The sequence below is a fragment of the Pseudomonas sp. SJZ103 genome, assembly GCF_007828335.1.
Classification (GTDB): Bacteria; Pseudomonadota; Gammaproteobacteria; order Pseudomonadales; family Pseudomonadaceae; genus Aquipseudomonas.
In genome coordinates this window covers 668,205-694,997 of the sequence record NZ_VIUN01000001.1, presented here as the reverse complement: position 1 = coordinate 694,997, position 26,793 = coordinate 668,205, and the positions used below count along the sequence as shown (strand labels likewise).

The 26,793-nt window shown below is 59.5% G+C and carries 25 protein-coding genes; 8 read left to right on the top strand and 17 right to left on the bottom strand.

Translation table 11 applies throughout. The annotated features are described in order from the left end of the window. Positions 1-45: 45 nt before the first annotated feature. From rnhB to rpsB, 15 genes are all read right to left on the bottom strand, one after another. Positions 46-678 carry a ribonuclease HII gene (gene rnhB / locus FBY10_RS03430; RefSeq protein WP_027604470.1) on the bottom strand — a complete coding sequence of 211 codons (633 nt, stop codon included), beginning with the start codon at positions 676-678 and terminating at the stop codon, positions 46-48. Beyond that, on the bottom strand, positions 675-1,814 hold the full coding sequence (lpxB, locus tag FBY10_RS03425) for a lipid-A-disaccharide synthase (RefSeq protein WP_065926454.1): 1,140 nt from the start codon (positions 1,812-1,814) through the stop codon (positions 675-677). The genes rnhB and lpxB overlap by 4 nt, the downstream gene beginning before the upstream one ends. A gap of 2 nt (positions 1,815-1,816) precedes the next feature. Further along, positions 1,817-2,593 carry an acyl-ACP--UDP-N-acetylglucosamine O-acyltransferase gene (lpxA, locus tag FBY10_RS03420; RefSeq protein ID WP_025855134.1) on the bottom strand — a complete coding sequence of 259 codons (777 nt, stop codon included), beginning with the start codon at positions 2,591-2,593 and terminating at the stop codon, positions 1,817-1,819. Continuing rightward, positions 2,590-3,030, bottom strand: coding sequence for a 3-hydroxyacyl-ACP dehydratase FabZ (fabZ, locus tag FBY10_RS03415; RefSeq protein ID WP_003172281.1), 441 nt, complete (start codon positions 3,028-3,030; stop codon positions 2,590-2,592). Before fabZ ends, lpxA begins: the two co-directional genes overlap by 4 nt. Positions 3,031-3,140: 110 nt before the next feature. Then, positions 3,141-4,196, bottom strand: a complete 1,056-nt coding sequence (gene lpxD / locus FBY10_RS03410) for a UDP-3-O-(3-hydroxymyristoyl)glucosamine N-acyltransferase (protein WP_131697251.1) — start codon at positions 4,194-4,196, stop codon at positions 3,141-3,143. Between the two features lie 3 nt (positions 4,197-4,199). After that, positions 4,200-4,703, bottom strand: a complete 504-nt coding sequence (locus FBY10_RS03405) for an OmpH family outer membrane protein (protein WP_003172279.1) — start codon at positions 4,701-4,703, stop codon at positions 4,200-4,202. A gap of 45 nt (positions 4,704-4,748) precedes the next feature. Continuing rightward, positions 4,749-7,136 (bottom strand): outer membrane protein assembly factor BamA, encoded by a 2,388-nt coding sequence (gene bamA, locus FBY10_RS03400; protein ID WP_131697252.1) that lies wholly within the window; start codon positions 7,134-7,136, stop codon positions 4,749-4,751. Between the two features lie 74 nt (positions 7,137-7,210). Beyond that, positions 7,211-8,563, bottom strand: a complete 1,353-nt coding sequence (gene rseP, locus FBY10_RS03395; protein WP_131697253.1) for a sigma E protease regulator RseP — start codon at positions 8,561-8,563, stop codon at positions 7,211-7,213. A 53-nt stretch (positions 8,564-8,616) separates the two neighbouring features. Next, on the bottom strand, positions 8,617-9,807 hold the full coding sequence (gene ispC / locus FBY10_RS03390) for a 1-deoxy-D-xylulose-5-phosphate reductoisomerase (RefSeq protein WP_131697254.1): 1,191 nt from the start codon (positions 9,805-9,807) through the stop codon (positions 8,617-8,619). Beyond that, the gene (locus FBY10_RS03385; RefSeq protein WP_145335049.1) at positions 9,804-10,613 is read right to left on the bottom strand and encodes a phosphatidate cytidylyltransferase; all 810 of its coding nucleotides are present in this window, start codon (positions 10,611-10,613) and stop codon (positions 9,804-9,806) included. The genes ispC and FBY10_RS03385 overlap by 4 nt, the downstream gene beginning before the upstream one ends. Continuing rightward, entirely contained in the window at positions 10,614-11,369 is a 756-nt protein-coding gene (uppS, locus tag FBY10_RS03380; RefSeq protein WP_145335051.1) for a polyprenyl diphosphate synthase, read from the bottom strand. 17 nt (positions 11,370-11,386) lie between these two features. Further along, entirely contained in the window at positions 11,387-11,944 is a 558-nt protein-coding gene (gene frr, locus FBY10_RS03375) for a ribosome recycling factor (RefSeq protein WP_016974404.1), read from the bottom strand. Further along, the gene (gene pyrH, locus FBY10_RS03370) at positions 11,941-12,684 is read right to left on the bottom strand and encodes a UMP kinase (RefSeq protein ID WP_003172271.1); all 744 of its coding nucleotides are present in this window, start codon (positions 12,682-12,684) and stop codon (positions 11,941-11,943) included. The genes frr and pyrH overlap by 4 nt, the downstream gene beginning before the upstream one ends. Before the next feature lie 211 nt (positions 12,685-12,895). Further along, positions 12,896-13,759, bottom strand: a complete 864-nt coding sequence (gene tsf / locus FBY10_RS03365) for a translation elongation factor Ts (RefSeq protein WP_065926460.1) — start codon at positions 13,757-13,759, stop codon at positions 12,896-12,898. 192 nt (positions 13,760-13,951) lie between these two features. Beyond that, the gene (gene rpsB / locus FBY10_RS03360; RefSeq protein WP_003219330.1) at positions 13,952-14,689 is read right to left on the bottom strand and encodes a 30S ribosomal protein S2; all 738 of its coding nucleotides are present in this window, start codon (positions 14,687-14,689) and stop codon (positions 13,952-13,954) included. Between the two features lie 387 nt (positions 14,690-15,076). Between rpsB and map the strand changes: the two genes are divergently transcribed. The 4 genes from map (at position 15,077) to FBY10_RS03340 (ending at position 20,829) form a co-directional block, all read left to right on the top strand. After that, on the top strand, positions 15,077-15,859 hold the full coding sequence (gene map / locus FBY10_RS03355; RefSeq protein WP_016975842.1) for a type I methionyl aminopeptidase: 783 nt from the start codon (positions 15,077-15,079) through the stop codon (positions 15,857-15,859). A 64-nt stretch (positions 15,860-15,923) separates the two neighbouring features. Then, entirely contained in the window at positions 15,924-18,626 is a 2,703-nt protein-coding gene (locus FBY10_RS03350; RefSeq protein WP_145335053.1) for a [protein-PII] uridylyltransferase, read from the top strand. A gap of 59 nt (positions 18,627-18,685) precedes the next feature. After that, the gene (gene dapC / locus FBY10_RS03345) at positions 18,686-19,885 is read left to right on the top strand and encodes a succinyldiaminopimelate transaminase (protein ID WP_145335055.1); all 1,200 of its coding nucleotides are present in this window, start codon (positions 18,686-18,688) and stop codon (positions 19,883-19,885) included. Positions 19,886-20,061: 176 nt separating this feature from the next. Then, positions 20,062-20,829 carry a M12 family metallopeptidase gene (locus FBY10_RS03340; RefSeq protein ID WP_145335057.1) on the top strand — a complete coding sequence of 256 codons (768 nt, stop codon included), beginning with the start codon at positions 20,062-20,064 and terminating at the stop codon, positions 20,827-20,829. A gap of 8 nt (positions 20,830-20,837) precedes the next feature. Here FBY10_RS03340 and FBY10_RS03335 read toward each other — a convergent pair whose 3' ends face one another. Next, positions 20,838-22,481, bottom strand: a complete 1,644-nt coding sequence (locus tag FBY10_RS03335) for a Na+/H+ antiporter (RefSeq protein WP_145335059.1) — start codon at positions 22,479-22,481, stop codon at positions 20,838-20,840. Positions 22,482-22,746: 265 nt separating this feature from the next. Between FBY10_RS03335 and FBY10_RS03330 the strand changes: the two genes are divergently transcribed. From FBY10_RS03330 to FBY10_RS03315, 4 genes are all read left to right on the top strand, one after another. Beyond that, positions 22,747-23,055, top strand: a complete 309-nt coding sequence (locus FBY10_RS03330; RefSeq protein ID WP_231982825.1) for an arsenate reductase — start codon at positions 22,747-22,749, stop codon at positions 23,053-23,055. A 32-nt stretch (positions 23,056-23,087) separates the two neighbouring features. Further along, the gene (dapD, locus tag FBY10_RS03325; RefSeq protein WP_027604485.1) at positions 23,088-24,122 is read left to right on the top strand and encodes a 2,3,4,5-tetrahydropyridine-2,6-dicarboxylate N-succinyltransferase; all 1,035 of its coding nucleotides are present in this window, start codon (positions 23,088-23,090) and stop codon (positions 24,120-24,122) included. 64 nt (positions 24,123-24,186) lie between these two features. After that, positions 24,187-25,392, top strand: coding sequence for an aminotransferase class V-fold PLP-dependent enzyme (locus tag FBY10_RS03320; RefSeq protein ID WP_145335061.1), 1,206 nt, complete (start codon positions 24,187-24,189; stop codon positions 25,390-25,392). Further along, positions 25,389-25,802, top strand: coding sequence for a SufE family protein (locus FBY10_RS03315; protein WP_145335063.1), 414 nt, complete (start codon positions 25,389-25,391; stop codon positions 25,800-25,802). Before FBY10_RS03320 ends, FBY10_RS03315 begins: the two co-directional genes overlap by 4 nt. Positions 25,803-25,823: 21 nt before the next feature. On the opposite strand, the gene tcdA is transcribed toward FBY10_RS03315, so the two are convergent. Next, positions 25,824-26,639 carry a tRNA cyclic N6-threonylcarbamoyladenosine(37) synthase TcdA gene (gene tcdA / locus FBY10_RS03310; protein WP_131697264.1) on the bottom strand — a complete coding sequence of 272 codons (816 nt, stop codon included), beginning with the start codon at positions 26,637-26,639 and terminating at the stop codon, positions 25,824-25,826. Positions 26,640-26,793: the final 154 nt, after the last annotated feature.

Sequence of the window (26,793 nt, the reverse complement as noted above, 5' to 3'; positions counted from 1 at the left end):
GGCCCGGGATTGTACCGGGCCTTGGCAAAAACATCAGCCTTGCGACTAAACCTCGCTGAGGTTCTCGCGCAGCTCATAAGCCTGGCGCACCGGGGCAAACGAGCGCCGGTGGATCGGCGTTGGACCGAGACGGGCCAGGGCTTCCAGATGAACGGGCGTCGGATAGCCCTTGTGCCCTCCGATGCCGTAGCCGGGGTAGATCAATTCGAACGCCGCCATTTCACGGTCTCGGCTGACCTTGGCCAGGATCGACGCCGCTGCAATGGCGGGCACCTTGCTATCGCCCTTGACCACCGCTTCAGCCGGCATCGCCAGCTTCGGGCAACGGTTGCCGTCGATCATCGCCAGTTTTGGGGTGATATGCAGACCTTCAACGGCACGCTGCATGGCCAGCATTGTGGCGTGCAGAATGTTCAATTCGTCGATTTCTTCGACTTCAGCCCGGGCGATATGCCAGCTCAGGGCCTTTTCACAGATTTCGTCGTAGAGTTTCTCACGACGCGCTTCAGTGAGTTTTTTCGAGTCGTTGAGGCCCAGGATCGGACGGTTCGGATCAAGGATCACGGCCGCCGTAACCACCGCACCACACAGCGGACCGCGCCCCACTTCGTCAACACCGGCCACCAGTTCGTGGGTTTGGGCAACCAGGCTGAAATCCAGGCCTATTTGCGTGCTCATAAAGCTTCCTGTTTTTGGCCGATCAAGGTCAATACGGCGTCCGCCGCCTGGTTCGATGCATCACGGCGCAGGGTGCGGTGGATGTCGTCAAAACCACGGGTCTGTTCTTCGCCGCCGTCGATCAAGGGTAGTAGGGTTTGCGCGAGGGCTTCGGGCGTTGCATCGTCCTGCAACAACTCCGGCACTAACAGGCGCTGAGCCAGCAAGTTGGGCAGGGAGATGTAAGGACTTTTGACCATGCGCTTGAGAATCCAGAACGTCAGCGGTGCCAGGCGATAGGCCACGACCATCGGGCGCTTGTACAGCAGCGCCTCCAAGGTCGCGGTACCCGACGCGATCAGCACGGCATCACAGGCCGCCAAGGCCAGGTGCGACCGACCGTCGAGCAGGGTCAATGGGAGATTGCGACCGACCAGCAGTGTCTCGATTTGTGCACGCCGTTGCGGGCTGGCGCAGGGCAACACGAAACGTACCCCGGGCTTCAAGGCTTGAAGGCGCTCGGCAGCATCGAAAAACACGCTGGCAAGACGGCCCACTTCGCCGCCTCGACTGCCCGGCATCAGCGCGACGAGCGGCCCTTCGGGCAGGCCAAGTTCGGCACGGGCAGCCGCACGATCAGCCTGCAAAGGAATACTGTCAGCCAGGGTATGCCCGACAAACCGTACCGGCACGCCCTTCTCCTCGTAGAACCTGGCTTCGAACGGCAACAGGGTCAACATCAGGTCGCAGCCTTCGCGGATCTTCAACACACGCTTCTGCCGCCACGCCCACACAGAGGGGCTGACGTAGTGCACGGTCTTGATCCCGGCCTGACGCAACTTGAGTTCGATATTGAGGGTGAAGTCCGGCGCATCGATTCCGATAAAGACATCGGGCTTTTCTTCGATCAGCGTCTGGATCAGCAGCTTGCGACGAGCCAGAAGCTCACGCAAGCGACCCAGCACCTCGACCAGGCCCATGACCGACAGACGCTCCATGGGGAAGTATGACGTGAGGCCTTCGGCCTGCATCAGCGGGCCGCCGACACCGATAAATTCCACCGCAGGGTGCCGGGCCTTGAGCGCCCGCATAAGACCTGCGCCCAAAATGTCGCCGGAAGCTTCTCCGGCCACGAGCGCGATACGCAGAGTAGCCATGATCAGCGGGTGATGCCGCGGGTCGAAGCCTGGATCGAGTCACGGAACACCGCGACTTCCGGAAACAACGCTGCTGGCTCGGCCAGTTGGATCAACGCCTGGTCTACCGTCAGCCCCTGACGGTAGACCACCTTGTAGGCACGGCGCAGGGCGTGAATCGCGTCTTCGCTGAACCCACGACGGCGCATGCCTTCGAAGTTCATGCTGCGGGCTTCGGCCGGGTTGCCGAACACCGTGACGAACGCTGGAACGTCCTTGCCGATGGCGGTGCCCATGCCGGAAAAACTGTGGGCGCCGATATGGCAATACTGATGCACCAAGGTAAAGCCGGACAGGATCGCCCAATCGTCAACGTGTACATGGCCAGCCAACGCCGTGTTGTTGACCAGGATGCAGTGGTTGCCGATCACGCTGTCATGGCCGATATGGGCATAGGCCATGACCAGGTTGTGATCACCCAGCGTGGTCTCTGCACGATCCTGCACGGTGCCACGGTGAATGGTCACGCCTTCACGGATGATGTTGTGATCACCGATTACCAGGCGCGTCTCCTCACCCTTGTACTTCATGTCCGGGGTGTCTTCACCTACCGAGGAAAACTGGTAGATGCGGTTGTGTTTGCCAATGCGGGTCGGACCTTTGAGGATCACGTGCGGCCCGATGACAGTCCCCTCGCCGATTTCCACACCTGCGCCGATGATCGACCAGGGGCCGACCTCAACGTCGGCGGCCAGTACGGCCGACGGATCGATGATTGCGCGAGGGTCAATCAAACTCATAGTTTGCGTTCCGCACAGATGATCTCGGCCGAGCACACCGGCTTGCCGTCTACCGAGGCCTGGCATTCGAACTTCCAGATCTGGCGCTTGCAGCTGATGAACTTGGCTTCCAGGATCAACTGGTCACCCGGAGTAACCGGGTTGCGAAAGCGCAACTTGTCGGAGCCCACGAAATAGTAAAGCGTGCCGTCGGCAGGCTTGAGGTCGAGCATTTTGAAACCAAGGATACCGGCAGCCTGGGCCATTGCTTCGATGATCAATACGCCCGGCATAATGGGATGCGCGGGGAAGTGACCGTTGAAGAACGGTTCGTTGATGCTGACATTCTTGTAGGCACGAATGCGCTTTTCCTCAACATTGAGGTCCACTACGCGGTCCACCAGCAGGAACGGGTAACGGTGAGGCAGGTATTCGCGAATCTCGTTGATGTCCATCATTTCGGGGGGAAGCCTGTAATAAAGATTGGGGGCGGGCGACTAAACGCACGCCCCGCTAGCAAATCAAGGAGGCAGTCTAGCGGCTGTGCACACTTGATATGGAAATGGTATCAGCCTTCAGATGAAGCATTACCGCCAGGGGTCACGTCCCCAACACGCTTTTCCAGCTGTTTGAGACGTCGAGCCATGTCGTCGAGCTGCCTCAAACGTGCTGCACTCTTGCGCCATTCAGCTGCGGGCTGCATGGCGGTACCAGATGAGTAGGCCCCCGGTTCGGTAATCGAGTGGGTCACCATGGTCATGCCGGTGATGAAAACGTTGTCGCAAATATCGATATGCCCCACCAGCCCTACGCCACCGGCGAGCATGCAATGCTTGCCGATCCTGGTGCTGCCGGAAATGCCTACACAGGCGGCCATGGCGGTGTGATCGCCAATCTGCACGTTGTGAGCGATCTGGATCTGGTTGTCGAGCTTCACGCCGTTACCAATCACGGTATCGGCCAGGGCTCCGCGATCGACAGCCGTGTTGACACCGATTTCCACGTCGTCGCCGATCAATACACCGCCGACCTGGGCAATCTTGTGCCAGACGCCTTTCGAGTTGGCAAAGCCAAAGCCTTCACCACCGATCACGGCACCCGATTGAATCACTACACGCTCCCCGATACGCACATCGTGGTACAGGGTCACGCGAGGCGCCAACCAACCATCGGCACCGATCTCGCAGCGCGCACCGATAAAACAATGGGCACCGACCGTCACACCTGCGCCAATGCGCGCACCACTCTCGATCACCGCAAAGGCGCCAATGCTTGCCGCAGGATCAACCTGGGCATCATCGGCGATCACCGCCGACGCATGAATACCGCCGGCTGCCTTGGGTTTCGGATCGAACAGGTGTGACACCCGCGCATAGGCCAGGTATGGGTCGGGTACCACCAGCGCATCCCCGGCAAACCCTTCTGCATCAGCTGCCTTCAACAACACGGCTGCAGCCTGGCTGTCGACGAGGTATTTACGGTATTGAGGGTTTGCAAGGAAGCTCAACTGAGCTGGGCCAGCCTCCTGCAAGGTGGCTAGCCCAGTGATTTCCTTCTCCTGGGAACCACGCAAGGTGGCTCCCAGGAACTCGGCCAACTCGCCGAGCTTGATAGTCGCGGTCATGGCTTACTTCAGCTGGTTCATGCGCTCGATCACCTGACGGGTGATGTCGTATTGAGGCTTGACGTCGATCACTGCGCCACGCTCGAACACCAGGTCAAAGGCACCTTTCTTGATGACTTCTTCCACTGCGCTGTCGAGTTTAGGCTTGAGCTGCTTCAGCATTTCACGGTCGGCAACAGCCTTGGCTTCGTTCAGCTCCTTGGATTGGAACTGGTAGTCACGAGCCTTTTGCTTGAACTCAAGCTCCAGACGCTCGCGCTCGCCTTGCTGCATCTTGTCGCCACCCGCTACCAGACGGTCCTGGATACCCTTGGCGCTGCTTTCCAACGTCTTGAGCTTAGTCAGTTGCGGACCGAACTTCTTCTCGGCATCCACTGCGTATTTCTTGGCCGCGTCGGATTCCAGCAGGGCCATCTGATAGTTCAGGACGGCGATTTTCATTTCGGCGAAGGCCGGGGTGGTTACCAGCACGGTGGCCAGCAGAACCAATTGAGTCAACTTACGCACGATGTACTCCTACAGAATCCGTTGTCGTTATCTTGGGTCAGACGCTTAGAACGTCTGGCCGAGGGAGAATTGGAAAATCTGGGTTTCAGCGTTATCCGGTTTCTTGATCGGCATGGCCAGAGCAAAGCTCAACGGGCCAAGCGCAGTCACCCAGGTCACACCTACACCCACCGAGCTCGCCAAGTTGCTTAGGCTCACGTCGTTGCACTCAGTACTGGACTTCACGCCGCTTGGGTTGGTGATCTGTTCACACTTGGAGTCGAACACGTTACCCACATCCCAGAAGACAGAAGTACGCAGGGACCGCTGATCTTTGACGAACGGCAGCGGGAACAGGATTTCCGCCCCACCCTGGATCAACACGTTACCACCGAATGGCAGCGGGTCGTTGTCGGAGTCAGCTACGGTGCCCTGGTTACCGGTCACACCAACACCACGGCTCGGTGTACCACGTGGGCCCAGGGTGCTGTCCTTGAAGCCCCGCACGGAGTTGAAGCCACCCGCGTAGTAGTTCTCGTAGAACGGCAGCCCATTGGTGGAGCCATAACCGTCGCCATAACCCAACTCAGTGTGAAGGCGCATGGTGTAGTTATCGCTCAGCGGCTGGAACAACTGGCCACGGTAATCGAGCTTGAAGAACGACAGGTCGCTGCCCGGCGTCGTTGCTTCCAGAGTCAGGCTCTGGGAGTGGCCACGGGTGGCAAGCACGCCTTTGTTCAGGGTCGACTCGGACCAGCCGGCGGACGCCTTGAAGTTCAGGAACTTGTCGCCTTCCTTGCGAGTGAAGTCGAAGATCTCGTCCACGGTGTACACACCGGTCTTGATCTCATCCTGTTGCGCGGTCAGGCCGAACGTCAGGCGCGAAGTCTCACTGATCGGGTAACCCACGTTGACACCGGCACCGAGACTGTCGATCGCATAGCTCGCTACGTCAACATCAAGGTCTTTGTAGTCAGTGGTGCGGTAGAAGGCGTTGTAGCCCAGGCTCACGCCGTCAGCAGTCCAGTAGGGGTCGGTATAACCGAAGTTATATCGGCTCTGGTATTCGCTTCGGGTCAGGCCGATGGATACTCGGTTACCGGTACCGAGGAAGTTGTTCTGGGTGATGGAACCACCGAGGATCAGACCGGCGCTCTGCGCGAAACCGACACTGGCGGTGATCGAACCCGACGCTTGCTCTTCCACGGCGTAGTTCACGTCAACCTGGTCATCCACACCCGGTACGGCTGGCGTTTCGACGTTCACTTCCTTGAAGAAGCCCAGGCGTTCAAGACGGGTCTTGGACTGGTCGATCAGGTAAGTCGACGCCCAGCCACCTTCCATCTGGCGCATTTCGCGGCGCAGCACTTCGTCCGCAGACTTGGTGTTGCCACGGAAGTTGATGCGGTTCACGTAGGCACGCTTACCTGGGTCGACGACAAAGGTGATGTCCACGGTGTGGTCTTCATCGTGCGGGGTAGGCACGCCGTTGACGTTGGCGAAGGTATAGCCTTCGTTACCCAGGCGACGGGTGATCAGTTCGGACGTGGTGGTCATCAGCTTGCGCGAGAACACCTGGTCTTTCTGCACCAGCAACAGGGCCCTGACCTGGTCTTCAGGCACTTTCAAGTCGCCGCTGAGCTTCACGTCACGAACCTTGTACTTCTCGCCTTCGTTGACGTTGACAGTGATGTAGACGTGTTTCTTGTCCGGGGTGATGGACACCTGGGTCGAAGCGATATCCATGTTGATATAGCCACGGTCCAGGTAGTAGGAACGCAGGCGCTCCAGGTCACCGGAGAGTTTTTCGCGGGCGTACTTGTCATCGTTCTTGAAGAACGACAACCAGTTGGTGGTCTTCAGCTCGAACAGGTCGATCAGGTCTTCATCAGCGAACTTGGTGTTACCCACCACGTTGATGTGCTGAATGGCCGCCACGGTACCTTCGTTGATGTTGACCTTGAGGCCGACACGGTTACGAGGCTGCGGCACCACTTCCGTTTCCACGGTCGCAGAGTAGCGGCCCTGGGCAACGTACTGGCGTTGCAGTTCGTTACGAACACCTTCAAGGGTGGCGCGCTGGAAGATCTCGCCCTCGGCCAGGCCAGATTGCTTCAGGCCTTTCATCAGGTCTTCAGTGGAGATCGCCTTGTTGCCTTCGATCTCGATACTGGCGACGGAAGGTCGCTCGACGACGGTGATGACCAGGACGTTACCTTCGCGACCCAGTTGGATGTCTTGAAAGAACCCGGTTTTGAACAGCGCACGAGTGGATTCCACCAGGCGACGGTCATCAGCCTGTTCCCCGACGTTCAACGGCAAGGCACCAAAGACGCTACCCGCGGAAACCCGCTGGAGGCCGTTGACGCGAATATCGGAGATGGTGAAGGACTCGGCGTGAACTTCGGCGATCATCAATACGGTGAGAACCGCAGTTAGCAGCAGACGTTTCATGAAGTCCTTTCTTATTCCAACTGGCAATAAACAAACTGCCGCAAAATGCGGCAGATTCGCAATTCAGCGAAGCGTTACAGTCGACCCAGATCGTTGACCAGGGCTAATAACATCACCCCAACCACCAAGCTGATACCGATCTGTATCCCCCAACCCTGCACCCGATCCGACAAGGGGCGACCACGCACCCACTCGACCAGATAAAACAACAGATGCCCCCCATCCAATACTGGAATGGGCAGCAAATTCAGAACACCCAGGCTAATACTCAGATAAGCCAGGAAATTCAGGAAATCCGCGACACCCGACTGGGCAGAAGCGCCCGCCACTTTAGCAATGGTTATCGGTCCACTCAAGTTTTTTACCGAGAGCTCGCCGAACAACATTTTCTTGAGGGATTCGAGGGTCAGCACACTCATGGTCCAAGTGCGTCTTGCACCCTCCCCAATTGCCGCCAACGGCCCGAAACTGACCTCACGCACCATCGATGGCGGCCACTCCGGACTCTTGACGCCAGCGCCCAGGTACCCCGCGGCCGCCTTGGCTTCCCCACGTACCGCCAGGGTCACGGGGACGTCGATTTGAGCACCGTCGCGTTCAACTTTCAGCACAATTTTGGTATCAGGGCGTACCCGGACCAGATCGACCACCTGCTGCCACTCACCCAACACCTGGCCATCGAGGGCCAGCAAGCGATCGCCGGTTTTCAGGCCAGCGGCCTGGGCCGGACCTTTCGGGTCCAGCTCAGCCAGTACCGGCGGCAGCGCAGGACGCCATGGACGGATGCCCAGGGACTTGATCGGATCAGGCTCATCAGCGCCCTTGAGCCAATGGTCCAGAGCCAACGCGCGAGGGGTCTCGGCACTGGAATCCTGCTCACGTACCACGACGTTGACCGTGCCGCTTTCACCCAAACGACGTACCAATTGCAAATTGACCGCGCCCCAACCCGTCGTCGGCTCACCATCAATGGAAACAATTTCCTGTCCCGCGACCAGACCTGCCTTGGCCGCAATACTGTCAGCCTCGACCGCGCCGATGACAGGACGCACCTGCTCGCTGCCGAGCATGGCCAAGACCCAGAAGAACAGCATCGCCAACAGAAAGTTGGCAATCGGACCGGCGGCAACAATGGCGATACGCTGACGAACGGTCTTGCGATTGAAAGATTGGTCCAGCTGATCGGCCGGCACTTCGCCTTCACGCTCATCGAGCATCTTGACGTAGCCACCCAACGGAATGGCCGCGATCACGAACTCGGTGCCGCGTCGGTCGTGCCAGCGAACCAACGGCATGCCGAAGCCGACGGAAAAGCGCAGTACCTTGACGCCGCAACGACGCGCCACCCAAAAGTGGCCGAATTCGTGGAAGGTGACCAGCACGCCCAGAGCAACCAGGGTGCCGACAATCATGTAAAGCGCACTCATCTAATTTCTCCGCATTCCAATCCAGTGCCCCAAGGCTCAATCGCGCCCACAACCTAACGCGCGTTGCGGTTCAACCATTGTTCGGCCAAGGCGCGTGCCTTGGTGTCCGCCTCGAATACCGCGCCGAGGTCGTTCACCGCCACCACAGGCTCAAGACCCAGGACGTCCTCGATGATACTCGCGATCTGCGGAAAGCGGATGCGCCGTTCGAGAAACGCCGCCACCGCCACCTCATTCGCCGCATTGAGCATCGCCGGCGCGCTGTTACCCGCCTCCGCCGCCTCACGCGCCAGGCGCAGACAAGGAAAACGTTGTTCGTCCGGTGCCTCGAAGTCCAAGCGGGCAATGGCAAACAGATCCAGTGGCGCCACACCGGAATCAATTCGCTCCGGCCAAGCCAGGGCATTGGCGATCGGAGTACGCATATCGGGATTGCCCAATTGGGCCAATACCGAGCCATCCACATAGTCGACCAGTGAATGAATCACACTTTGCGGGTGAATCACCACCTCGACCTGATCCGGTTGCGCATCGAACAACCAGCAGGCCTCGATCAACTCCAGGCCTTTATTCATCATGCTTGCCGAGTCTACGGAGATTTTGCGCCCCATAGACCAGTTAGGATGAGCGCACGCCTGGTCCGGAGACACATGCTCCAACTCCGCCAAGGGAGTTTGCCGAAAAGGACCACCCGAAGCGGTCAGCAAAATCCGACGCACCCCCACCTGACTGAGACCGCGAGCAAAGTCACCAGGCATGCATTGGAAGATAGCATTGTGCTCACTGTCGAGGGGCAGCAGTACGGCACCGCTCTTGCGCACAGCCTGCATGAAGAGCGCGCCGGACATCACCAGCGCTTCTTTGTTGGCCAGCAGAATTTTCTTGCCCGCGTCCACGGCGGCCAAGGTCGGACGCAAGCCGGCGGCACCGACGATAGCGGCTACCACCGTATCCACCTCGGCATCGGCCGAGACCTGGCACAACCCCTCCTCCCCCACCAGCACCTGAGTGGCCAGCCCGGCAGCCCGCAGATCATCCTGCAGGCTCCGCGCCGCCGAACGCCCGGGCACAACAGCAAAGCGCGGCACGTGGCGCACGCACAGTGCCAGCAGTTCGCTGAGACGGGTGAACCCGGTCAAGGCAAACACTTGATAGCGGTCAGGATGACGAGCGATCACATCCAGGGCGCTCAACCCTACCGAACCGGTTGCACCCAGTACGGTCACTTGTTGCAGGCGACTCACGAAGCGGTCATCCACAACAGCACGGCAAAGATCGGGATGGCAGCGGTAAGGCTATCGATACGATCCAGCACCCCGCCATGTCCCGGCAGCAGGTTGCTGCTGTCCTTGATCCCGGCCTGGCGCTTGAACATGCTTTCAGTGAGGTCACCCACCACCGAAATGAATACGACGATGGCCGTACCGAGCAGTGCCAGGAAGATGTCCATCACCGACCAGTCGCGTAACACACCCACCACAAGTGTGATCAACAGCGTCAACGCCAGGCCGCCATACACACCTTCCCAGCTCTTGCCCGGACTGACCGCCGGCGCCAGCTTGCGCTTGCCGAATGCACGACCAGAGAAGTAGGCGCCGATGTCTGCACCCCAGACCAGCACCATCACTGCCATGATCAGCCAGTTACCCATCGGCGAATTCTTGATCTCCACCAACCCTTGCCAGGCGGGCAACAGAATCAACAAGCCAATCACCAACTTGCTGGCGACACTGGACCACTGGCCACTGCTGCGCGGAAAAGTCAGCACCAGGTAGGTCGCAAGCGCCCACCACAACACCGCGGCCCCCAACACCCAAGGCACGATGATGCTCGACAGGGTATGCATCAGAAACAGCAGCACCGCCACCACAAGGGCGTACACCACACGCGGCAACTGCGCGTTGAAGCCTGCCAATCGTGCCCATTCCCAGGCACCCAGGGTTACCACCAGGCCGATAAACAGTGCAAAGCCGGAGCCATCCAGCAGGAAGAACCCGCACAAGGCAATCGGCAACAGTATCAGTGCTGTGATGATTCGTTGTTTAAGCATTTAAACCCGGGCTCCAGCTTCGATCTGCTCACTCGTTTTACCGAAGCGACGCTGACGGGAAGCGAAATCGGCCAGCGCAGTGCGCATGGCATCGTGTTTGAAGTCCGGCCAGAACAGGTCGGAGAAGTACAGCTCGGTATAGGCCAACTGCCATAAGAGAAAATTGCTGATGCGATGCTCACCACCGGTACGGATACACAAGTCAGGCAACGGCAGGTCACCGGTCACCAGGCAGGTTTGTAACAGTTCAGGCGAGATGTCGTCCGGCCGCAGATGACCGGCCTGCACTTCACGGGCCAGTCGCTGCGCAGCCTGGGCAATATCCCACTGACCACCGTAGTTGGCCGCGATTTGCAGCACAAAGCGGTCAGTGCCAGCAGTGATCGCCTCGGCTTCACGCATGGCCGCCTGCAGTTCCGGATGGAAGCGCGAGCGGTCGCCGATGATGCGCAGGCTGATGTTGTTGTCATTCAGGCGCTTGGCCTGGCGACGCAGTGCCTTGAAGAACAGATCCATCAAGGCACTGACTTCTTCGGCGGGCCGCTGCCAGTTTTCACTGGAGAACGCGAACAAGGTCAATACCTCGACCTTGGCCTCGGCGCATACCTCGATCACAGCCCGTACCGCATCGACACCCGCTTTATGCCCGGCAACACCCGGCATAAAGCGTTTCTTCGCCCAGCGATTATTCCCATCCATGATGATCGCGACATGGCGCGGCACCACAGAGGGCACAGTCTGCTTGGTCTTTTCCATGAAGGCGTCCTGACCCCTTATACGGCCATCAGGTCCTTTTCTTTTTCTTCCGTGGCCTTGGTGATCTGGGCCTCGGCATCCTTGGTCAGCTTATCGATATCGGCGACGGCACGACGCTCTTCGTCTTCGCTGATTTCCTTGTCCTTGACCAGTTTCTTCAAGTCACCCAAGGCATCGCGACGGATGTTGCGCACGGCAACACGCGCATCTTCAGCGGCGCTGCGGGCCTGCTTGGTGAAGCCCTTGCGGGTTTCTTCAGTCAGGGCCGGCATGGAGATCAGCAGCAACTCGCCCAGGTTGGTCGGGTTGAGGTTCAGGCCGGCGCTCTGGATGGCTTTGTCGACTGCGGCGAGCATGTTGCGCTCGAAGGCCACGACTTGCAGGGTGCGCGAATCTTTTACGGTAACGTTGGCCACGCCGCTCAGCGGGGTATCAGCGCCGTAATAAGGCACCATCACGCTGCCCAGAATGCTCGGGTGCGCCTTGCCGGTACGAATCTGGCCGAATGCGTGGCTCAGAGACTCCAGGGATTTCTGCATACGCGCTTGGGCGTCTTTCTTGATTTCATTGATCATTGTTGGCCTTCCTCGATCAGAGTCCCTTCCGCGCCGCCGTGTACGATATTCAGCAGGGCACCGGGCTTGTTCATGTTAAATACGCGCAGTGGCATCTTATGGTCGCGACACAGGCAAATAGCCGTCAGGTCCATCACGCCCAGCTTGCGATCCAGCACTTCATCGTAGGTCAGATGATCGAACTTCTCGGCATGCGGGTCTTTGAACGGGTCTGCGGTGTACACGCCATCTACCTTGGTCGCCTTGAGCACTACGTCAGCATCGATCTCGATGGCGCGCAGGCAGGCAGCCGAGTCCGTGGTGAAGAACGGGTTGCCGGTACCGGCAGCAAAGATCACCACCTCTTTGGCGTTCAGGTGGCGCATGGCTTTGCGACGATCATAGTGATCGGTCACGCCCACCATGGAAATAGCCGACATCACGATAGCCGAAATATTGGCACGCTCCAGGGCGTCACGCATGGCCAGGGCGTTCATCACAGTGGCCAGCATGCCCATGTGGTCGCCAGTGACCCGATCCATACCGGCCGCACTCAGTGCCGCACCGCGGAACAGATTGCCCCCGCCGATCACCAGGCCGACTTGTACGCCGATGCCGACCAACTGGCCGACTTCCAGCGCCATGCGGTCGAGGACCTTGGGATCGATCCCGAACTCTTCCGAGCCCATCAGGGCCTCGCCGCTAAGCTTGAGTAGAATGCGTTTATAGCGAGCCTGATAACCACTGCCCTGCTGAGCCATTGCGAATCTCTCCTGCGGCGTATTTTTAAAAAATTCTTGGCGAGCCATTTACGGCTTGCGTTCACTCTAGCTGGACGCTCTCACAGCGCCATCGGAACACGGCTTTGTAAGCCAGTTCCGAGGGTAAGCCAAATAAAATCGGCCTGCCCATTTGAAAAGAGGCTGCGCGCGTGAGCGGGCAGCCTCTTTCGGGCGACAGTTAAAAACTGTCTTATTGCTTGGCGGCAGCCAGCTGGGCAGCAACTTCTTCAGCGAAGTTGTCGACCGGCTTCTCGATGCCTTCGCCTACCTTGAAGTAAGTGAAGGAAACGATTTCAGCACCGGCTTTCTTGGCCAATTCGCCAACCTTGACTTCAGGGTTCTTGACGAACGCCTGCTCAACCAGGCTTGCTTCGGCCAGGAACTTGCTGATACGGCCCTTGACCATATTCTCAACAATGTTTTCTGGCTTGCCTTTGATTTTTTCTTCGTTCAGCTGCAGGAACACAGCTTTTTCACGCTCGATCGCTTCGGCAGAAACTTCCGAAGGCAGCAGGAACTCAGGGTTGCTGGCCGCTACGTGCATAGCGATGTCCTTGGCCAGCTCAACATTGCCGCCCTTCAGGACAACTGCAACGCCGATCTTGTTGCCGTGCAGGTAACCACCAACTACATCACCTTCAACGCGCACCAGGCGACGGATGTTGACGTTTTCGCCAACCTTGCCGACCAGTACCAGGCGATCAGCTTCTTGAGCGGCGATCAGCGGAGCGACGTCAGTCAGCTTGTCGGCGAACGCTTTTTCAACGCTGGCAGCAACAAAGGCCTTGAAGTCGTCCTGCAGGGCCAGGAAGTCGGTCTGAGAGTTCACTTCCAGCAGAACAGCAGATTTGCCGTCTTCTTTCAGAGCGATAGCGCCTTCAGCAGCCACGTTGCCTGCTTTTTTGGCAGCCTTGATGGCGCCGGAAGCACGCATGTCATCAATGGCTTTTTCGATGTCGCCGTCAGCCTTTTCCAGGGCTTTCTTGCAATCCATCATGCCTTCGCCGGTACGCTCACGCAGTTCTTTAACCAACGCTGCAGTAATTGCTGCCATTTTCAAATTCCTCTTGGATAGGTTTTCAACCATTCCACCCGATCGAACGGGGGATCAATTCTTCCCGAACCACCCTTGTTAGCCGCTGCACGTTACAGGTGATGTAGCTGCGCTGCTCACAAATGGTTTTCGAGGTGGCAAAAAGGGGGCCAAGCCCCCTTTTTGCTTACTGAGTCAACGCCAGGGCGTCAATTACTCAGCTGCGGCTACCGGAGCTTCTTCAACGAACTGCTCAGTACCACCAGCAACGTGGTTGCGACCACGGATTACAGCGTCAGCCATCGAACCCATGTACAGCTGGATAGCGCGGATGGCGTCATCGTTGCCTGGGATGATGTAGTCAACGCCTTCCGGGCTGCTGTTGGTATCGACTACGCCGATAACAGGGATGCCCAGCTTGTTGGCTTCGGTGATCGCGATGCGCTCGTGATCAACGTCGATAACGAACAGTGCGTCAGGCAGACCGCCCATGTCCTTGATACCACCCAGGGAACGATCGAGCTTTTCCAGGTCACGAGTGCGCATCAGCGCTTCTTTCTTGGTCAGCTTGGCGAAAGTACCGTCTTCGGCTTGCACTTCAAGGTCACGCAGACGCTTGATGGAAGCACGGATGGTTTTGAAGTTGGTCAGCATGCCGCCCAACCAGCGGTGATCGACGTACGGCGAACCGCAACGTGCTGCTTCTTCAGCAACGATCTTGCCAGCGGAACGCTTGGTGCCGACGAACAGGATCTTGTTTTTGCCCTGAGCCAGGCGCTCTACGAAAGTCAGAGCTTCGTTGAACATTGGCAGGGTTTTTTCAAGGTTGATGATGTGGATCTTGTTACGCGCGCCGAAAATGTATTTACCCATTTTCGGGTTCCAGTAACGGGTCTGGTGACCGAAGTGCACACCGGCCTTCAGCATATCGCGCATATTGACTTGGGACATGATAGTTCCTTAATAAGTCGGGTTTGGCCTCCACGTATCCCAATGACCAACCAGCGGCATCAAGGCCTCCGGCACCCAGGTCATCGTGTCGACACGTGTGTGGATTTAAGCTTTGCGGGGTATCCCCGGAAAGCGGCGCATTTTATACCACACGAAGGGCGAAAACGAAACACGCAATCACATTTGGCCTGAGCGACTTGTACGCAACCCTTTGAATAGACCCGATATAACCCCACCTGATAGAGAGAAGCGATCGTCAGGGGCTCATGATTTGACGCCCGCGTCTGTTAGAATCGCGTTTTTTGGCGCTTGTGCGAATTCTGCAACCTTTTGTCGCACGCCCGTAAACCGTATTGATTTCAGCGCATCGCGCTAGAGAGAGCCTGTATGACCGTTAGTTTGAAAACCGCCGAAGACATCGCCGGCATGCGCATTGCCGGCAAACTGGCTGCCGACGTGCTGGAAATGATTGCCGAGCACGTCAAGCCCGGCGTTACCACGGAAACCCTGAACCAAATCTGCCATGACTATATAGTCAATGTGCAGGGCGCTATTCCTGCGCCGCTGAACTACAAGGGCTTCCCCAAGTCGATCTGCACGTCGGTCAACCACGTGGTCTGCCACGGGATTCCGGGCGACAAGCCGTTGAAGGACGGCGACACCCTGAACATCGACGTCACCGTGATCAAGGACCGCTACTTCGGTGACACCAGCCGCATGTTCCACGTCGGCAACGTGCCGGTCTGGGCCGAGCGCCTGTCCCAGGTCACCCAGGAATGCATGTACAAAGCCATCGAGATCGTCAAGCCTGGCTGCCGCCTGGGCGACATCGGTGAAGTGATCCAGAAGCACGCCGAAAAGAACGGTTTCTCGGTGGTGCGCGAATTCTGCGGCCACGGTATCGGCACGGTCTTCCACGAAGAACCGCAGATCCTGCACTACGGCCGCGCCGGCACCGGCATGGAGCTCAAGGCAGGCATGACCTTTACCATCGAGCCGATGATCAACCAGGGCAAGGCCGATACCAAGGTGCTGGGCGACGGCTGGACCGCCATCACCAAAGACCGCAAGCTCTCGGCCCAGTGGGAACACACCCTGCTGGTCACCGAGACCGGCTACGAGATCTTCACCCTGCGCGCCGACGACACGATCCCACGCGTTTCGGCGTAAAGGCTGCCAAGGTTTTCCCAAACTGTGTTGTGACTGACTGATAGATAGAAAGGAAAGCCGATCAATGCCCCAGGTGGATCCCGAACTCTTCGACCGTGGCCAGTTCCAGGCCGAGCTGGCTCTGAAAGCGAGCCCCATCGCCGCGTTCAAAAAGGCGATCCGCCAGGCCCGCGAGGTACTCGACGAGCGCTTTCGCAGCGGCCGGGACATCCGCCGGCTGATCGAGGACCGCGCCTGGTTCGTCGATAATATCCTGCAAAAGGCCTGGGAACAGTTCAGCTGGAGCGAAGACGCCGATATTGCCCTGGTAGCGGTCGGCGGATACGGTCGTGGCGAGCTGCACCCCTACTCCGACATCGACCTGCTGATCCTGCTGGACAGCGCCGATCATGAGATCTTTCGCGATTCCATCGAGCGTTTTCTCACGCTGCTGTGGGATATCGGCCTGGAAGTCGGCCAGAGCGTGCGCTCGGTCGATGAATGCGCCGAAGAGGCCCGCGCCGACCTCACCGTCATCACCAACCTGATGGAAAGCCGCACCATCGCCGGCCCCGAGCGCCTGCGCCAGCGCATGCTCGAAGTCACCAGCACCGCACACATGTGGCCGAGCAAGGATTTCTTCCTGGCCAAGCGCGCCGAGCAGAAGGCCCGGCACCACAAGTACAACGACACCGAATACAACCTCGAGCCCAACGTCAAAGGCTCGCCGGGCGGGCTGCGCGACATCCAGACGATTTTGTGGGTAGCGCGTCGCCAATACGGCACCCTGAACCTGCGCGCCCTGGCCGGCGAAGGCTTCCTGGTGGAGAGCGAAAACGCCCTGCTGGCGTCGTCCCAGGAGTTCCTGTGGAAAGTGCGCTACGCCCTGCACATGCTCGCCGGGCGCTCCGAAGATCGCCTGCTGTTCGACCACCAGCGCTGCATCGCAACCCTGCTGGGGTTTGAAGGCGAAGACGCGAAGACCAGCATCGAAAGCTTCATGCAGCAGTACTACCGGGTGGTCATGAGCATTGCCCAGCTCAGCGACCTGATCATCCAGCATTTCGAAGAAGTGATCCTGGCCCCGGAAGACGAAGCACCGCCGCAGCCGATCAACTCGCGCTTCCAGCTGCACGACGGCTATATCGAGGCACGCAACGACAACGTGTTCCGCCGCACCCCGTTCGCCATGCTGGAGATCTTCGTGCTGATGGCCCAGCAGCCGGAAATCAAGGGCGTACGCGCCGATACCATCCGCCTGCTGCGGGAAAACCGTCACCTGATCGACGATGACTTTCGCAACGACATTCGCAACACCAGCCTGTTTATCGAGCTGTTCAAGTGCAAGATCGGCATCCATCGCAACCTGCGCCGCATGAACCGCTATGGCATCCTCGGGCGTTACCTGCCGGAGTTCGGTTTCATCGTCGGGCAGATGCAGCACGATCTGTTCCACATCTATACCGTAGACGCCCACACCCTGAACCTGATCAAGCACTTGCGTAAGTTGCAGTACACCCAGGTGTCAGAGAAATTCCCGCTGGCCAGCAAGCTCATGGCCAAGCTGCCCAAGCCGGAGTTGATCTACCTCGCCGGCCTGTACCACGACATTGGCAAGGGCCGACATGGCGACCACTCGGAAATCGGCGCGGTCGATGCCGAGGCGTTCTGCCAGCGCCACCAGCTGCCGCTGTGGGACAGCCGCCTGATCGTGTGGCTTGTGCAGAACCATCTGCTGATGTCGACCACCGCCCAGCGCAAGGACTTGTCCGACCCGCAGGTGATCCACGACTTCGCCGGGATCGTCGGCGATGAAACCCACCTCGACTACCTGTACGTGCTGACCGTTTCCGACATCAACGCCACCAATCCGACCCTGTGGAACTCCTGGCGCGCCAGTCTGTTGCGCCAGCTGTACACCGAAACCAAGCGCGCGCTGCGTCGTGGCCTGGAAAACCCGGTGGACCGCGAAGAGCAGATCCGCCGCACCCAAAGCGCGGCACTCGATATCCTGGTGCGCGGTGGCAACGACCCGGACGACGTCGAGCAGTTGTGGTCGCAACTGGGCGATGATTACTTCCTGCGCCACACCGCCGGCGATGTGGCCTGGCACAGTGACGCGATCCTGCAGCAGCCTGCCGATGGCGGCCCACTGGTGCTGATCAAGGAAACCACCCAGCGCGAATTCGAAGGCGGCACGCAGATCTTCATCTATGCGCCCGACCAGCACGACTTCTTCGCCGTGACCGTGGCGGCCATGGATCAGCTCAACCTGAACATCCATGACGCCCGGGTCATCACCTCCAGCAGCCAGTTCACCCTCGATACCTATATCGTGCTGGATACCGAAGGCGAGTCCATCGGCGATAACCCGGCGCGGGTGAAAAAGATCCGCGAAGGCCTGACCGAAGCGCTGCGCAACCCGGATGACTACCCGACCATCATCCAACGCCGGGTACCGCGCCAGCTCAAGCACTTTGCCTTTGCGCCCCAGGTGACCATTTCCAACGACGCCCAGCGCCCGGTCACGGTGCTGGAGCTCAGCGCGCCGGATCGCCCGGGGCTGCTGGCACGGATCGGCGGGATTTTTCTGGAGTTCGACCTGTCGTTGCAGAACGCCAAGATTGCAACCCTCGGCGAGCGGGTGGAAGACGTGTTCTTTATTACCGACGCCGACAACCAGCCCCTGTCCGACCCCGAGCTTTGCCTGCGCTTGCAGGCGGCGATCGTGCAGCAGTTGAGCGTGCCCCAGGAACCCGGTGTCGAACTGACGCGCCTGACGATTTGATACCAGGAGCGGCCCACCGCTCCCCTCCCAGTTTTTAACGCCTTGCACGAGATCCACCGATGAACAACGCCCTGAATCAGCTCCAGCCCTACCCGTTCGAAAAGCTGCGCGCCCTGCTGGGCAGCGTCACACCGAACCCGGACAAGCGCCCGATCGCGTTGTCCATCGGCGAGCCCAAGCACAAGTCGCCGCAGTTCGTTGCCGATGCCCTGGCCAACAACCTCGACCAGATGGCGGTGTACCCCACCACCCTGGGCATCCCGGCTTTGCGCGAGGCCATTGGCGCCTGGTGCGAGCGCCGCTTCGACGTACCCAAGGGCTGGCTGGATCCGGCGCGCAATATCCTGCCGGTCAACGGCACCCGTGAAGCGCTGTTTGCCTTCACCCAGACCGTGGTCAACCGTGGTGACGACGCGCTGGTGGTCAGCCCGAACCCGTTCTACCAAATCTACGAAGGCGCCGCGTTCCTGGCCGGGGCCAAGCCGCATTACCTGCCCTGCCTGGATGAAAACGGCTTCAACCCGGATTTCGACGCCGTGTCGCCAGACATCTGGAAACGCTGCCAGATCCTGTTCCTCTGCTCCCCGGGCAACCCGACGGGTGCACTGATCCCGGTCGACACCCTGAAAAAACTCATCGCCCTGGCCGATGAATATGACTTCGTAATCGCCGCTGACGAGTGCTACAGCGAACTCTACTTCGACGAACAAACCCCACCGCCGGGCCTGCTCAGCGCGTGTGTCGAACTGGGCCGCCAGGACTTCAAGCGCTGCGTGGTGTTCCACAGCCTGTCCAAGCGCTCCAACCTGCCAGGCCTGCGTTCCGGTTTTGTCGCGGGCGATGCCGAGATCCTCAAGGGCTTCCTGCTGTACCGCACTTACCATGGTTGTGCGATGCCGGTACAAACCCAGCTGGCAAGTATCGCGGCCTGGCAGGACGAGGCCCATGTGCAGGCCAACCGGGACTTGTACCGCGAGAAGTTTGATGCCGTGCTGGCGATCCTCAAGCCGGTGCTGGACGTACAGGCCCCGGACGGCGGGTTCTACCTGTGGCCGAATGTACAAGGCGATGATGCCGCGTTCTGCCGCGATTTGTTCGTCGAGGAACACGTGACCGTGGTGCCGGGTTCGTACCTGTCCCGGGAAGTGGATGGCGTCAACCCTGGGGCTGGCCGTGTGCGCCTGGCGCTGGTTGCACCGCTTGCCGAGTGCGTGGAAGCGGCTGAGCGAATTCGGGACTTCATTCAGCGTCACCGCTGATCCCAAGGGCCGCTCGCGCGTTCCGGAGCGGCCAACTCAAAGAAAGATCAAGCAACCCTTTGAATGGGAACACGCCCGCGTTTCTCACCCACCAAAAGTAGTAGCCAACAATGATGCCAATGGCAGCCCATGCCGTTCATGGCGGCCTGGCCTTTTACTTTTGATGGAGAGAAGACATGACCGTCTGCAACTTGCCTCCCCCTACTTCCTCATACAACACAGCCGCCTTTACGACGCCCGAATCAAATCCCACCCGGCATAAACGTGGCATCGCCACCCCCGACAAACTCTGGCCACAGCATTCAGTCCTGAAGATAGCTTTGCTGGATATGACGGACGCGCAGAAGACGCTGGTAAAAGCCAATATAAGAAAATGGACGCCTCACACCAACCTGCACTTCAAGTTCGTCGATACAGCGCATGGCGATATCAGAATTACCGCAAATAACACGAGCACTGCAGGCTGGTCGTACATTGGAACGGACGCAAAAAATATCTCCCCCTCTGAGACGACGATGAGCATTGGCTTCGGCAGTTCGCCGGAACGTATTGAGGCGCAGGTGCTACATGAGTTTGGTCATGCGCTGGGTTTAAGGCATGAACACCAGCATCCGGATCGGACATTGGTATTTGATGAGGATGAAGTTTACAAAGATTACGAATCCCGAAATAAAACAAGAGGTGACGCTTACCACGACGTCCTCAAGAAATCACACCGCAGCACCGTGAAAACTTCACCTTACGATGAACAATCAATCATGCATTACAGTTTTTCCAAGCCCCGATTGAAAAGTCCAAACGAAATCCCTAAACCGTTGCAACTGTCGGACGGCGATAAGGGTTTTATTCAATCGCTTTATCCGCAGGACAGCACGCCTGCGGGGCAACTGATTTATACGTTGATGAAGGTGTTAATCAAAACTGATCGCCCTCCCACTGCGTAATACCTCCTCTACTTCACGGGCCCCAAGTTCGCCTCACTCATATCCAGCTCTGCCAGCACCTCTCGCAACACGTCATCACCAATCTGGTGATGACGGCTCAAGCTGTAGAGCTCCAACCGCTGCGCGCGCAGCGCCTTGAGACGCAACTTTCGCTCCAGTTGGTCCATCTGCTGTGCCAATGCCTGGGCTTCGGCCGAGTCATTGAACACTTCCAACTGATGGCGATATTCCGACATCAGGCGTGCCTTGAGTTCAGTGGCCAACGCGGCCTGGGCGGCGTCCTGGGCTGCGATGTCAACGGGCTCCTCTGCCTCCAAGGCATGGATCGCCGCCACGGCGGTTTTTTTCCAGGCCTCGCGCACTTCGTTATGGCGCTTTTCATCCGGACTCTTTTCAACGCCGCGCAAGAGCAGCGGCAGGGCGATGCATGCGGCGATCAGTGACAGCAGGATCACACCGGCCGCGATAAAGATCAGCAGGTCGCGCTCGGGGAAACTCTGGCCCGGCACCAGCAACAATGGCACCGACATTACACCGGCCAGGGTCACCGCACCGCGCACTCCGCCCACGGTCAACAGCCAACAGGAACGCGCGGTCGGCACCAGGGTCAACTCACTTTTCCCACGTAGCCGCCGGAGTAAACCCGACAGGCGCCAGATGCTCTGTACCCAGATAAAGCGCAACACCACCAGCACCAGAAAGATCGCAATCACATCCAGGCAGCGATACAACAAGGCGGGCCACAGCGTCGGCTCATGACTGACCACGGCCTTGATGATGTCCGGCAGTTGCAGGCCCAGCAGCAGGAAGATCAGGCCATTGAAAGCAAACTCCAGCAATGACCAGACACTGCGATTGAGCAAACGCGTGCTGGTCTGGCGAGGCAACAGGTCGAGCCAGCTTTGCATCATGCCCGCCGCGACCGCCGACAAGATGCCCGAGGCGCCGAGGCGTTCGGCCAGCACGTAGGCCGCAAACGGCAGCAGCAACATGAACACCACGTGCGTTGCCGGGTCATCCCAACCTCGAGCAATCATCCAGGCACGCAGGCGGCCGACCAGCCAGCTCAGCGCCACCCCGACCGCCAGGCCGCCCACGGCCACCAAAACAAAGGTAAGGCTGGCATCGGCCAGAGAGAACACGCCGGTCAATGCTGCGGCCAAGGCGAACTTGAAGGTCACCAGGCCCGAGGCATCATTCATCAACGCTTCGCCCTGGAGCATATGCATCAGCGGTGTCGGCAAGCGGTTCTGGGCAATCGCCGACACGGCCACGGCATCTGTCGGCGACAACACGGCAGCGAGGGCGAAGGCCACCGGCAGCGGGATCGTCGGCAATAGCCAATGAATGAAGTAGCCAGCACCGACCACGGTGAACAGTACCAGGCCGACGGCCAGCGTCAGGATCGGCCCACGCAGGCGCCACAATTCGCGCTTGGGCATGCGCCAGCCATCGGAGAACAGCAGCGGTGGCAGGAATAGAAACAGGAACAGCTCCGGGTCCAGCGCCACATGCAGCCCCAGTGTGGGCCAGGCCAGCAAGGCGCCAGCGGCAATCTGCACCAGGGGTAACGGCAGGGGGATGACACGCCCGACCAGACGCGAAACGCTGACCAGCATCAGCAGGATAAGAACGGTGTAGGCGGTTTGCATAACGCGGTTTCCCGGACAATCGACTTGCAACGACACATCAGGCAACAACCAGCCGTTGAAGTGCCATATTACCCGGCTATGTTAAGCGCTGGCTTTTGCACAAAGGTCGCACGATGCTGACGAGCGGCACCCAAACCCGCTGGTCGTGGCATAATCCGTGATCTTTCATTTTCATTGGCACTGACATCAGTAAAGCAGGGGGGGCAATTCCTTGACCGCTTCAAGCAAAACGTTGCACCTTTTCGGCATCAAAGCCTGCGACACCATGAAAAAGGCGCGCACGTGGCTCGATGAGCACGCGGTGAGCTATGAGTTCCACGACTACAAAACGGCCGGTATCGACCGTGAACACTTGACCCAATGGTGCAACGAGCACGGTTGGCAGGTGGTTTTGAACCGTGCGGGCACCACCTTTCGCAAACTCGAAGACGAACGCAAAGCCGATCTCGATCAGTCGAAAGCCATTGAATTGATGCTCGCACAACCTTCGATGATCAAGCGTCCGGTGCTTGATCTCGGTGACAGAACCCTGATTGGCTTCAAGCCAGATAGTTATTCGGCGGCCCTCAAGTAGGCCAGCCCTTCCATTTTTGTAGAGGTAACAGCATGTCCAATTCCCTGTTCAGCCTGGGCTTCGGCGTCGGCACTCAGAACCGCCAAGGTGCTTGGCTGGAAGTGTTTTACGCACAACCCTTGCTCAACCCATCGGCTGAAATCGTTGCCGCCATCGCGCCGATCCTCGGCTACAGCGAAGGCAACCAGGCGATCACCTTCACCGTCGCCCAGGCCCTGCAACTGGCTGACGCGCTCAAGGGCGTCGACGCCACCCAAGCCGCTCTGCTGAGCCGTCTGGCTGAAAGCCACACGCCGCTGGTTGCCACCTTGCTGGCCGAAGACGCCGCACTGACGTCCACCCCAGAGGCCTACCTCAAGCTGCACCTGCTGTCCCATCGCCTGGTCAAGCCACACGGCCTGAGCCTCGCCGGTGTGTTCCCGCAGTTGCCGAACGTGGCCTGGACCAGCCAGGGCGCAATCGACATCAATGAGCTGGCCGAACGCCAACTGGAAGCACGCCTGCGTGGCGAGTTGCTGGAAGTGTTCTCGGTGGACAAGTTCCCGAAAATGACCGACTACGTGGTACCGAGCGGCGTGCGTATCGCTGATGCCGCGCGTATCCGCCTGGGTGCCTATGTGGGCGAAGGCACCACCGTGATGCACGAAGGTTTCGTCAACTTCAACGCCGGCACCGAAGGCCCGGGCATGATCGAAGGCCGTGTATCGGCTGGCGTGTTCGTCGGCAAGGGTTCGGACCTGGGCGGCGGTTGCTCGACCATGGGCACCCTGTCGGGCGGCGGCAACATCGTGATCAAGGTCGGAGAAGGCTGCCTGATCGGCGCCAATGCCGGTATCGGTATCCCGTTGGGCGACCGCAACACCGTGGAGTCGGGCCTGTACGTGACCGCCGGCACCAAGGTTGCATTGCTGGACGAGTCGAACCAACTGGTCAAGGTGGTCAAGGCGCGCGAGCTGGCCGGCCAACCGGACCTGCTGTTCCGCCGCAACTCCGAGACCGGTGCCGTGGAGTGCAAAACCCACAAATCGGCCATCGAACTGAACGAAGCGCTGCACGCTCACAACTAAGCAGCCACTCGATGCCACTAGCGGGCCCCGACCCTGGGGCCCGCTTATACGAGTCTTGAACACCATGCTAGTGCCCTCCCCCTGGCGCGCCGACTTTCCGGCCATCGCCACCCTGCAACGGCAAGACCAGACCTACCTGGACAACGCCGCCACCACGCAAAAACCCCAAGCCTTGCTGGATGCCATCAGCCATTACTACGTCAATGGCGCCGCCAATGTGCACCGTGCCCAGCATTTGCCGGGAGCCCATGCGACCCAAGCCTTCGAGGACAGTCGCAGCAAGGTTGCGCAGTGGTTGAATGCAGGTGACAGCGGGCAAATCGTGTTTACCCACGGCGCGACGTCAGCGCTGAACCTCTTGGCTTATGGCCTTGAGCACTTATTCAATGCGGGCGATGAGCTTGTCATCAGCGCCCTGGAACACCACGCCAACCTATTGCCGTGGCAGCAACTGGCCAAGCGTCGCGCGCTCACACTGGTGCTATTGCCGCTCGACGATGACGGCGTGATCGACCTGCAAGCCGCCGCCGAGTTGATCGGCCCGCGTACGCGCCTGCTGGCGGTGAGCCAACTGTCCAACGTCCTCGGCACCTGGCAGCCGCTGCAAGCCTTGCTGGCGTTGGCCCAGACCCACGGCGCCCTGACAGTGGTCGATGGCGCCCAAGGCATCGTCCACGGCCGTCACGACGTGCAGGCCCTGGGCTGCGACTTCTATGTGTTTTCCAGCCACAAGCTGTACGGCCCCGACGGCGTCGGCGTGCTGTATGGCCGCAACGAGGCCCTGCATCACCTGCGCCATTGGCAATTCGGTGGCGAGATGGTGCAACAGGCCGACTACCACAGCGCCAGCTTCCGCCCGGCACCGCTGGGGTTCGAGGCCGGCACCCCACCGATTGCCAGCGTGATCGGCCTGGGCGCGACGCTGGACTACCTGAGTTCGCTGGACCCAAAGGCGATTCTCACCCATGAAGCGGCCCTGCATGACTACCTGTTGCGCGGGCTGCAAGCGCGCAAGGGTGTCCGTGTGCTGGGTTCGCCGCAGGCGGCGCTGGTCAGCTTTGTGGTCGAGGGCGTGCACAACGCCGACCTTGCGCACCTGCTGACCGAGCAAGGCATTGCCGTACGTGCCGGGCATCATTGCGCGATGCCGCTGCTCAAGGCGATGCACTTGTCGGGTGCGATCCGCGTATCCCTGGCGCTGTATAACGACTCCGATGATCTGGAGCGCTTCTTCGAAGCGCTGGACCAGGCGCTGGATATGCTGCGATGAGCCTGCCGGTGGATGCAGTTGCCGCGCTGGCGGCCTTTCAGTCGGTGGGCAGCTGGGAGCAACGCGCGCGAATGCTGATGCAGTGGGGTGAACGTCTGCCCGTATTGGCGGATGAGGAGAAGGTCGATGCCAACCTGGTGCAGGGCTGTGAGAGCCTGGTGTGGTTGGTGGGGCGCTTCGAGCACGGTCATTGGCAATTCGCCGCGAGCAGCGATGCGCGGATGATTCGTGGCTTGGTGGCATTGCTGCTGGCGCGGGTCAATGGGTTGTCGGCGGACGAGTTGCAGGCGGTCGACTTGCCTGACTGGTTCAATCAACTCGGGCTTTCCCGCCAACTGTCGCCATCGCGCAGCAATGGCTTGAATGCAGTCCTGCAGCGCATGCGAACGCTAAGCCATACACAGGACTAAAGGTGGGAGGGGCGGTGCGATTCAGGCGGGTTTGACCCGCTCGGAAGGCCTGCGCACCCCGGCCACAATCTTATCCACCGCCTTGGTCGCCGCGACCATGCCGAAGGTCGCCGTCACCATCATCACCGCGCCAAACCCGCCGGCGCAGTCGAGCTTCACCCCATCACCGACAAAACTCTTCTGCAAACAGATGCTGCCATCCGGCTTGGGATAACGCAGTTGCTCGGTGGAAAACACACACGGCACGCTGTAATGACGGGTCACGGTGCGGGAAAAGCCGTAGTCACGGCGTAAGGTGGAGCGCACTTTCGACGCCAACGGGTCATTGAAGGTGCGGTTCAGGTCGCACACCTGGATCAGCGTCGGGTCGATCTGCCCGCCGGCGCCGCCAGTGGTGATGATCTGGATCTTGCGGCGCTTGCACCAGGCGATCAGCGCGGCCTTGGCGTTGACGGCATCGATGCAGTCGATCACGCAATCGATGTTGGGCGTGATGTATTCGGCCATGGTCTCGCGGGTCACGAAATCTGCCACCGCATGCACCGTGCAGTCCGGATTGATGCCGCGCAAGCGCTCGGCCATCACCTCGACCTTGGGCTTGCCCACGGTGCTGTCCAGGGCGTGCAGCTGGCGGTTGCTGTTGCTGACGCAGACGTCGTCCAGGTCGAACAGCGAAATCTCGCCCACCCCGCAGCGGGCCATGGCTTCCGCCGCCCACGAGCCCACGCCGCCGACACCGACGATCGCCACATGGGCCGCTTTCAAGCGCTCCAGGCCTTCAATGCCATACAAACGGGCGACGCCTGCAAACCGCGGATCTTCTGTGCTCATGACCATTACCCCAAAAACCGGCGCGCATTATGGACTACGTAGCGACAAGTTCGAAGCCACAAGCTACAAGTAAAGAACTTAGAGGGTGTTTCGCTGACTAACGTCCGGCTTTTCTCTGTCTGCTATACGCTCAGGGAGCGGCCGGTGTAGGATGCGCGCC

What these genes read in the sequence shown, in the direction of transcription:
- rnhB (WP_027604470.1), bottom strand. Translation starts at nt 678, where the DNA reads ATGAGCACGCAAATAGGCCTGGATTTCAGCCTGGTTGCCCAAACCCAC.
- lpxB (WP_065926454.1), bottom strand. Translation starts at nt 1,814, where the DNA reads ATGGCTACTCTGCGTATCGCGCTCGTGGCCGGAGAAGCTTCCGGCGAC.
- lpxA (WP_025855134.1), bottom strand. Translation starts at nt 2,593, where the DNA reads ATGAGTTTGATTGACCCTCGCGCAATCATCGATCCGTCGGCCGTACTG.
- fabZ (WP_003172281.1), bottom strand. Translation starts at nt 3,030, where the DNA reads ATGATGGACATCAACGAGATTCGCGAATACCTGCCTCACCGTTACCCG.
- lpxD (WP_131697251.1), bottom strand. Translation starts at nt 4,196, where the DNA reads ATGACCGCGACTATCAAGCTCGGCGAGTTGGCCGAGTTCCTGGGAGCC.
- bamA (WP_131697252.1), bottom strand. Translation starts at nt 7,136, where the DNA reads ATGAAACGTCTGCTGCTAACTGCGGTTCTCACCGTATTGATGATCGCC.
- rseP (WP_131697253.1), bottom strand. Translation starts at nt 8,563, where the DNA reads ATGAGTGCGCTTTACATGATTGTCGGCACCCTGGTTGCTCTGGGCGTG.
- FBY10_RS03385 (WP_145335049.1), bottom strand. Translation starts at nt 10,613, where the DNA reads ATGCTTAAACAACGAATCATCACAGCACTGATACTGTTGCCGATTGCC.
- uppS (WP_145335051.1), bottom strand. Translation starts at nt 11,369, where the DNA reads ATGGAAAAGACCAAGCAGACTGTGCCCTCTGTGGTGCCGCGCCATGTC.
- frr (WP_016974404.1), bottom strand. Translation starts at nt 11,944, where the DNA reads ATGATCAATGAAATCAAGAAAGACGCCCAAGCGCGTATGCAGAAATCC.
- pyrH (WP_003172271.1), bottom strand. Translation starts at nt 12,684, where the DNA reads ATGGCTCAGCAGGGCAGTGGTTATCAGGCTCGCTATAAACGCATTCTA.
- tsf (WP_065926460.1), bottom strand. Translation starts at nt 13,759, where the DNA reads ATGGCAGCAATTACTGCAGCGTTGGTTAAAGAACTGCGTGAGCGTACC.
- rpsB (WP_003219330.1), bottom strand. Translation starts at nt 14,689, where the DNA reads ATGTCCCAAGTCAATATGCGCGATATGCTGAAGGCCGGTGTGCACTTC.
- map (WP_016975842.1), top strand. Translation starts at nt 15,077, where the DNA reads ATGACCGTTAGTTTGAAAACCGCCGAAGACATCGCCGGCATGCGCATT.
- FBY10_RS03350 (WP_145335053.1), top strand. Translation starts at nt 15,924, where the DNA reads ATGCCCCAGGTGGATCCCGAACTCTTCGACCGTGGCCAGTTCCAGGCC.
- dapC (WP_145335055.1), top strand. Translation starts at nt 18,686, where the DNA reads ATGAACAACGCCCTGAATCAGCTCCAGCCCTACCCGTTCGAAAAGCTG.
- FBY10_RS03340 (WP_145335057.1), top strand. Translation starts at nt 20,062, where the DNA reads ATGACCGTCTGCAACTTGCCTCCCCCTACTTCCTCATACAACACAGCC.
- FBY10_RS03335 (WP_145335059.1), bottom strand. Translation starts at nt 22,481, where the DNA reads ATGCAAACCGCCTACACCGTTCTTATCCTGCTGATGCTGGTCAGCGTT.
- FBY10_RS03330 (WP_231982825.1), top strand. Translation starts at nt 22,747, where the DNA reads ATGAAAAAGGCGCGCACGTGGCTCGATGAGCACGCGGTGAGCTATGAG.
- dapD (WP_027604485.1), top strand. Translation starts at nt 23,088, where the DNA reads ATGTCCAATTCCCTGTTCAGCCTGGGCTTCGGCGTCGGCACTCAGAAC.
- FBY10_RS03320 (WP_145335061.1), top strand. Translation starts at nt 24,187, where the DNA reads ATGCTAGTGCCCTCCCCCTGGCGCGCCGACTTTCCGGCCATCGCCACC.
- FBY10_RS03315 (WP_145335063.1), top strand. Translation starts at nt 25,389, where the DNA reads ATGAGCCTGCCGGTGGATGCAGTTGCCGCGCTGGCGGCCTTTCAGTCG.
- tcdA (WP_131697264.1), bottom strand. Translation starts at nt 26,639, where the DNA reads ATGGTCATGAGCACAGAAGATCCGCGGTTTGCAGGCGTCGCCCGTTTG.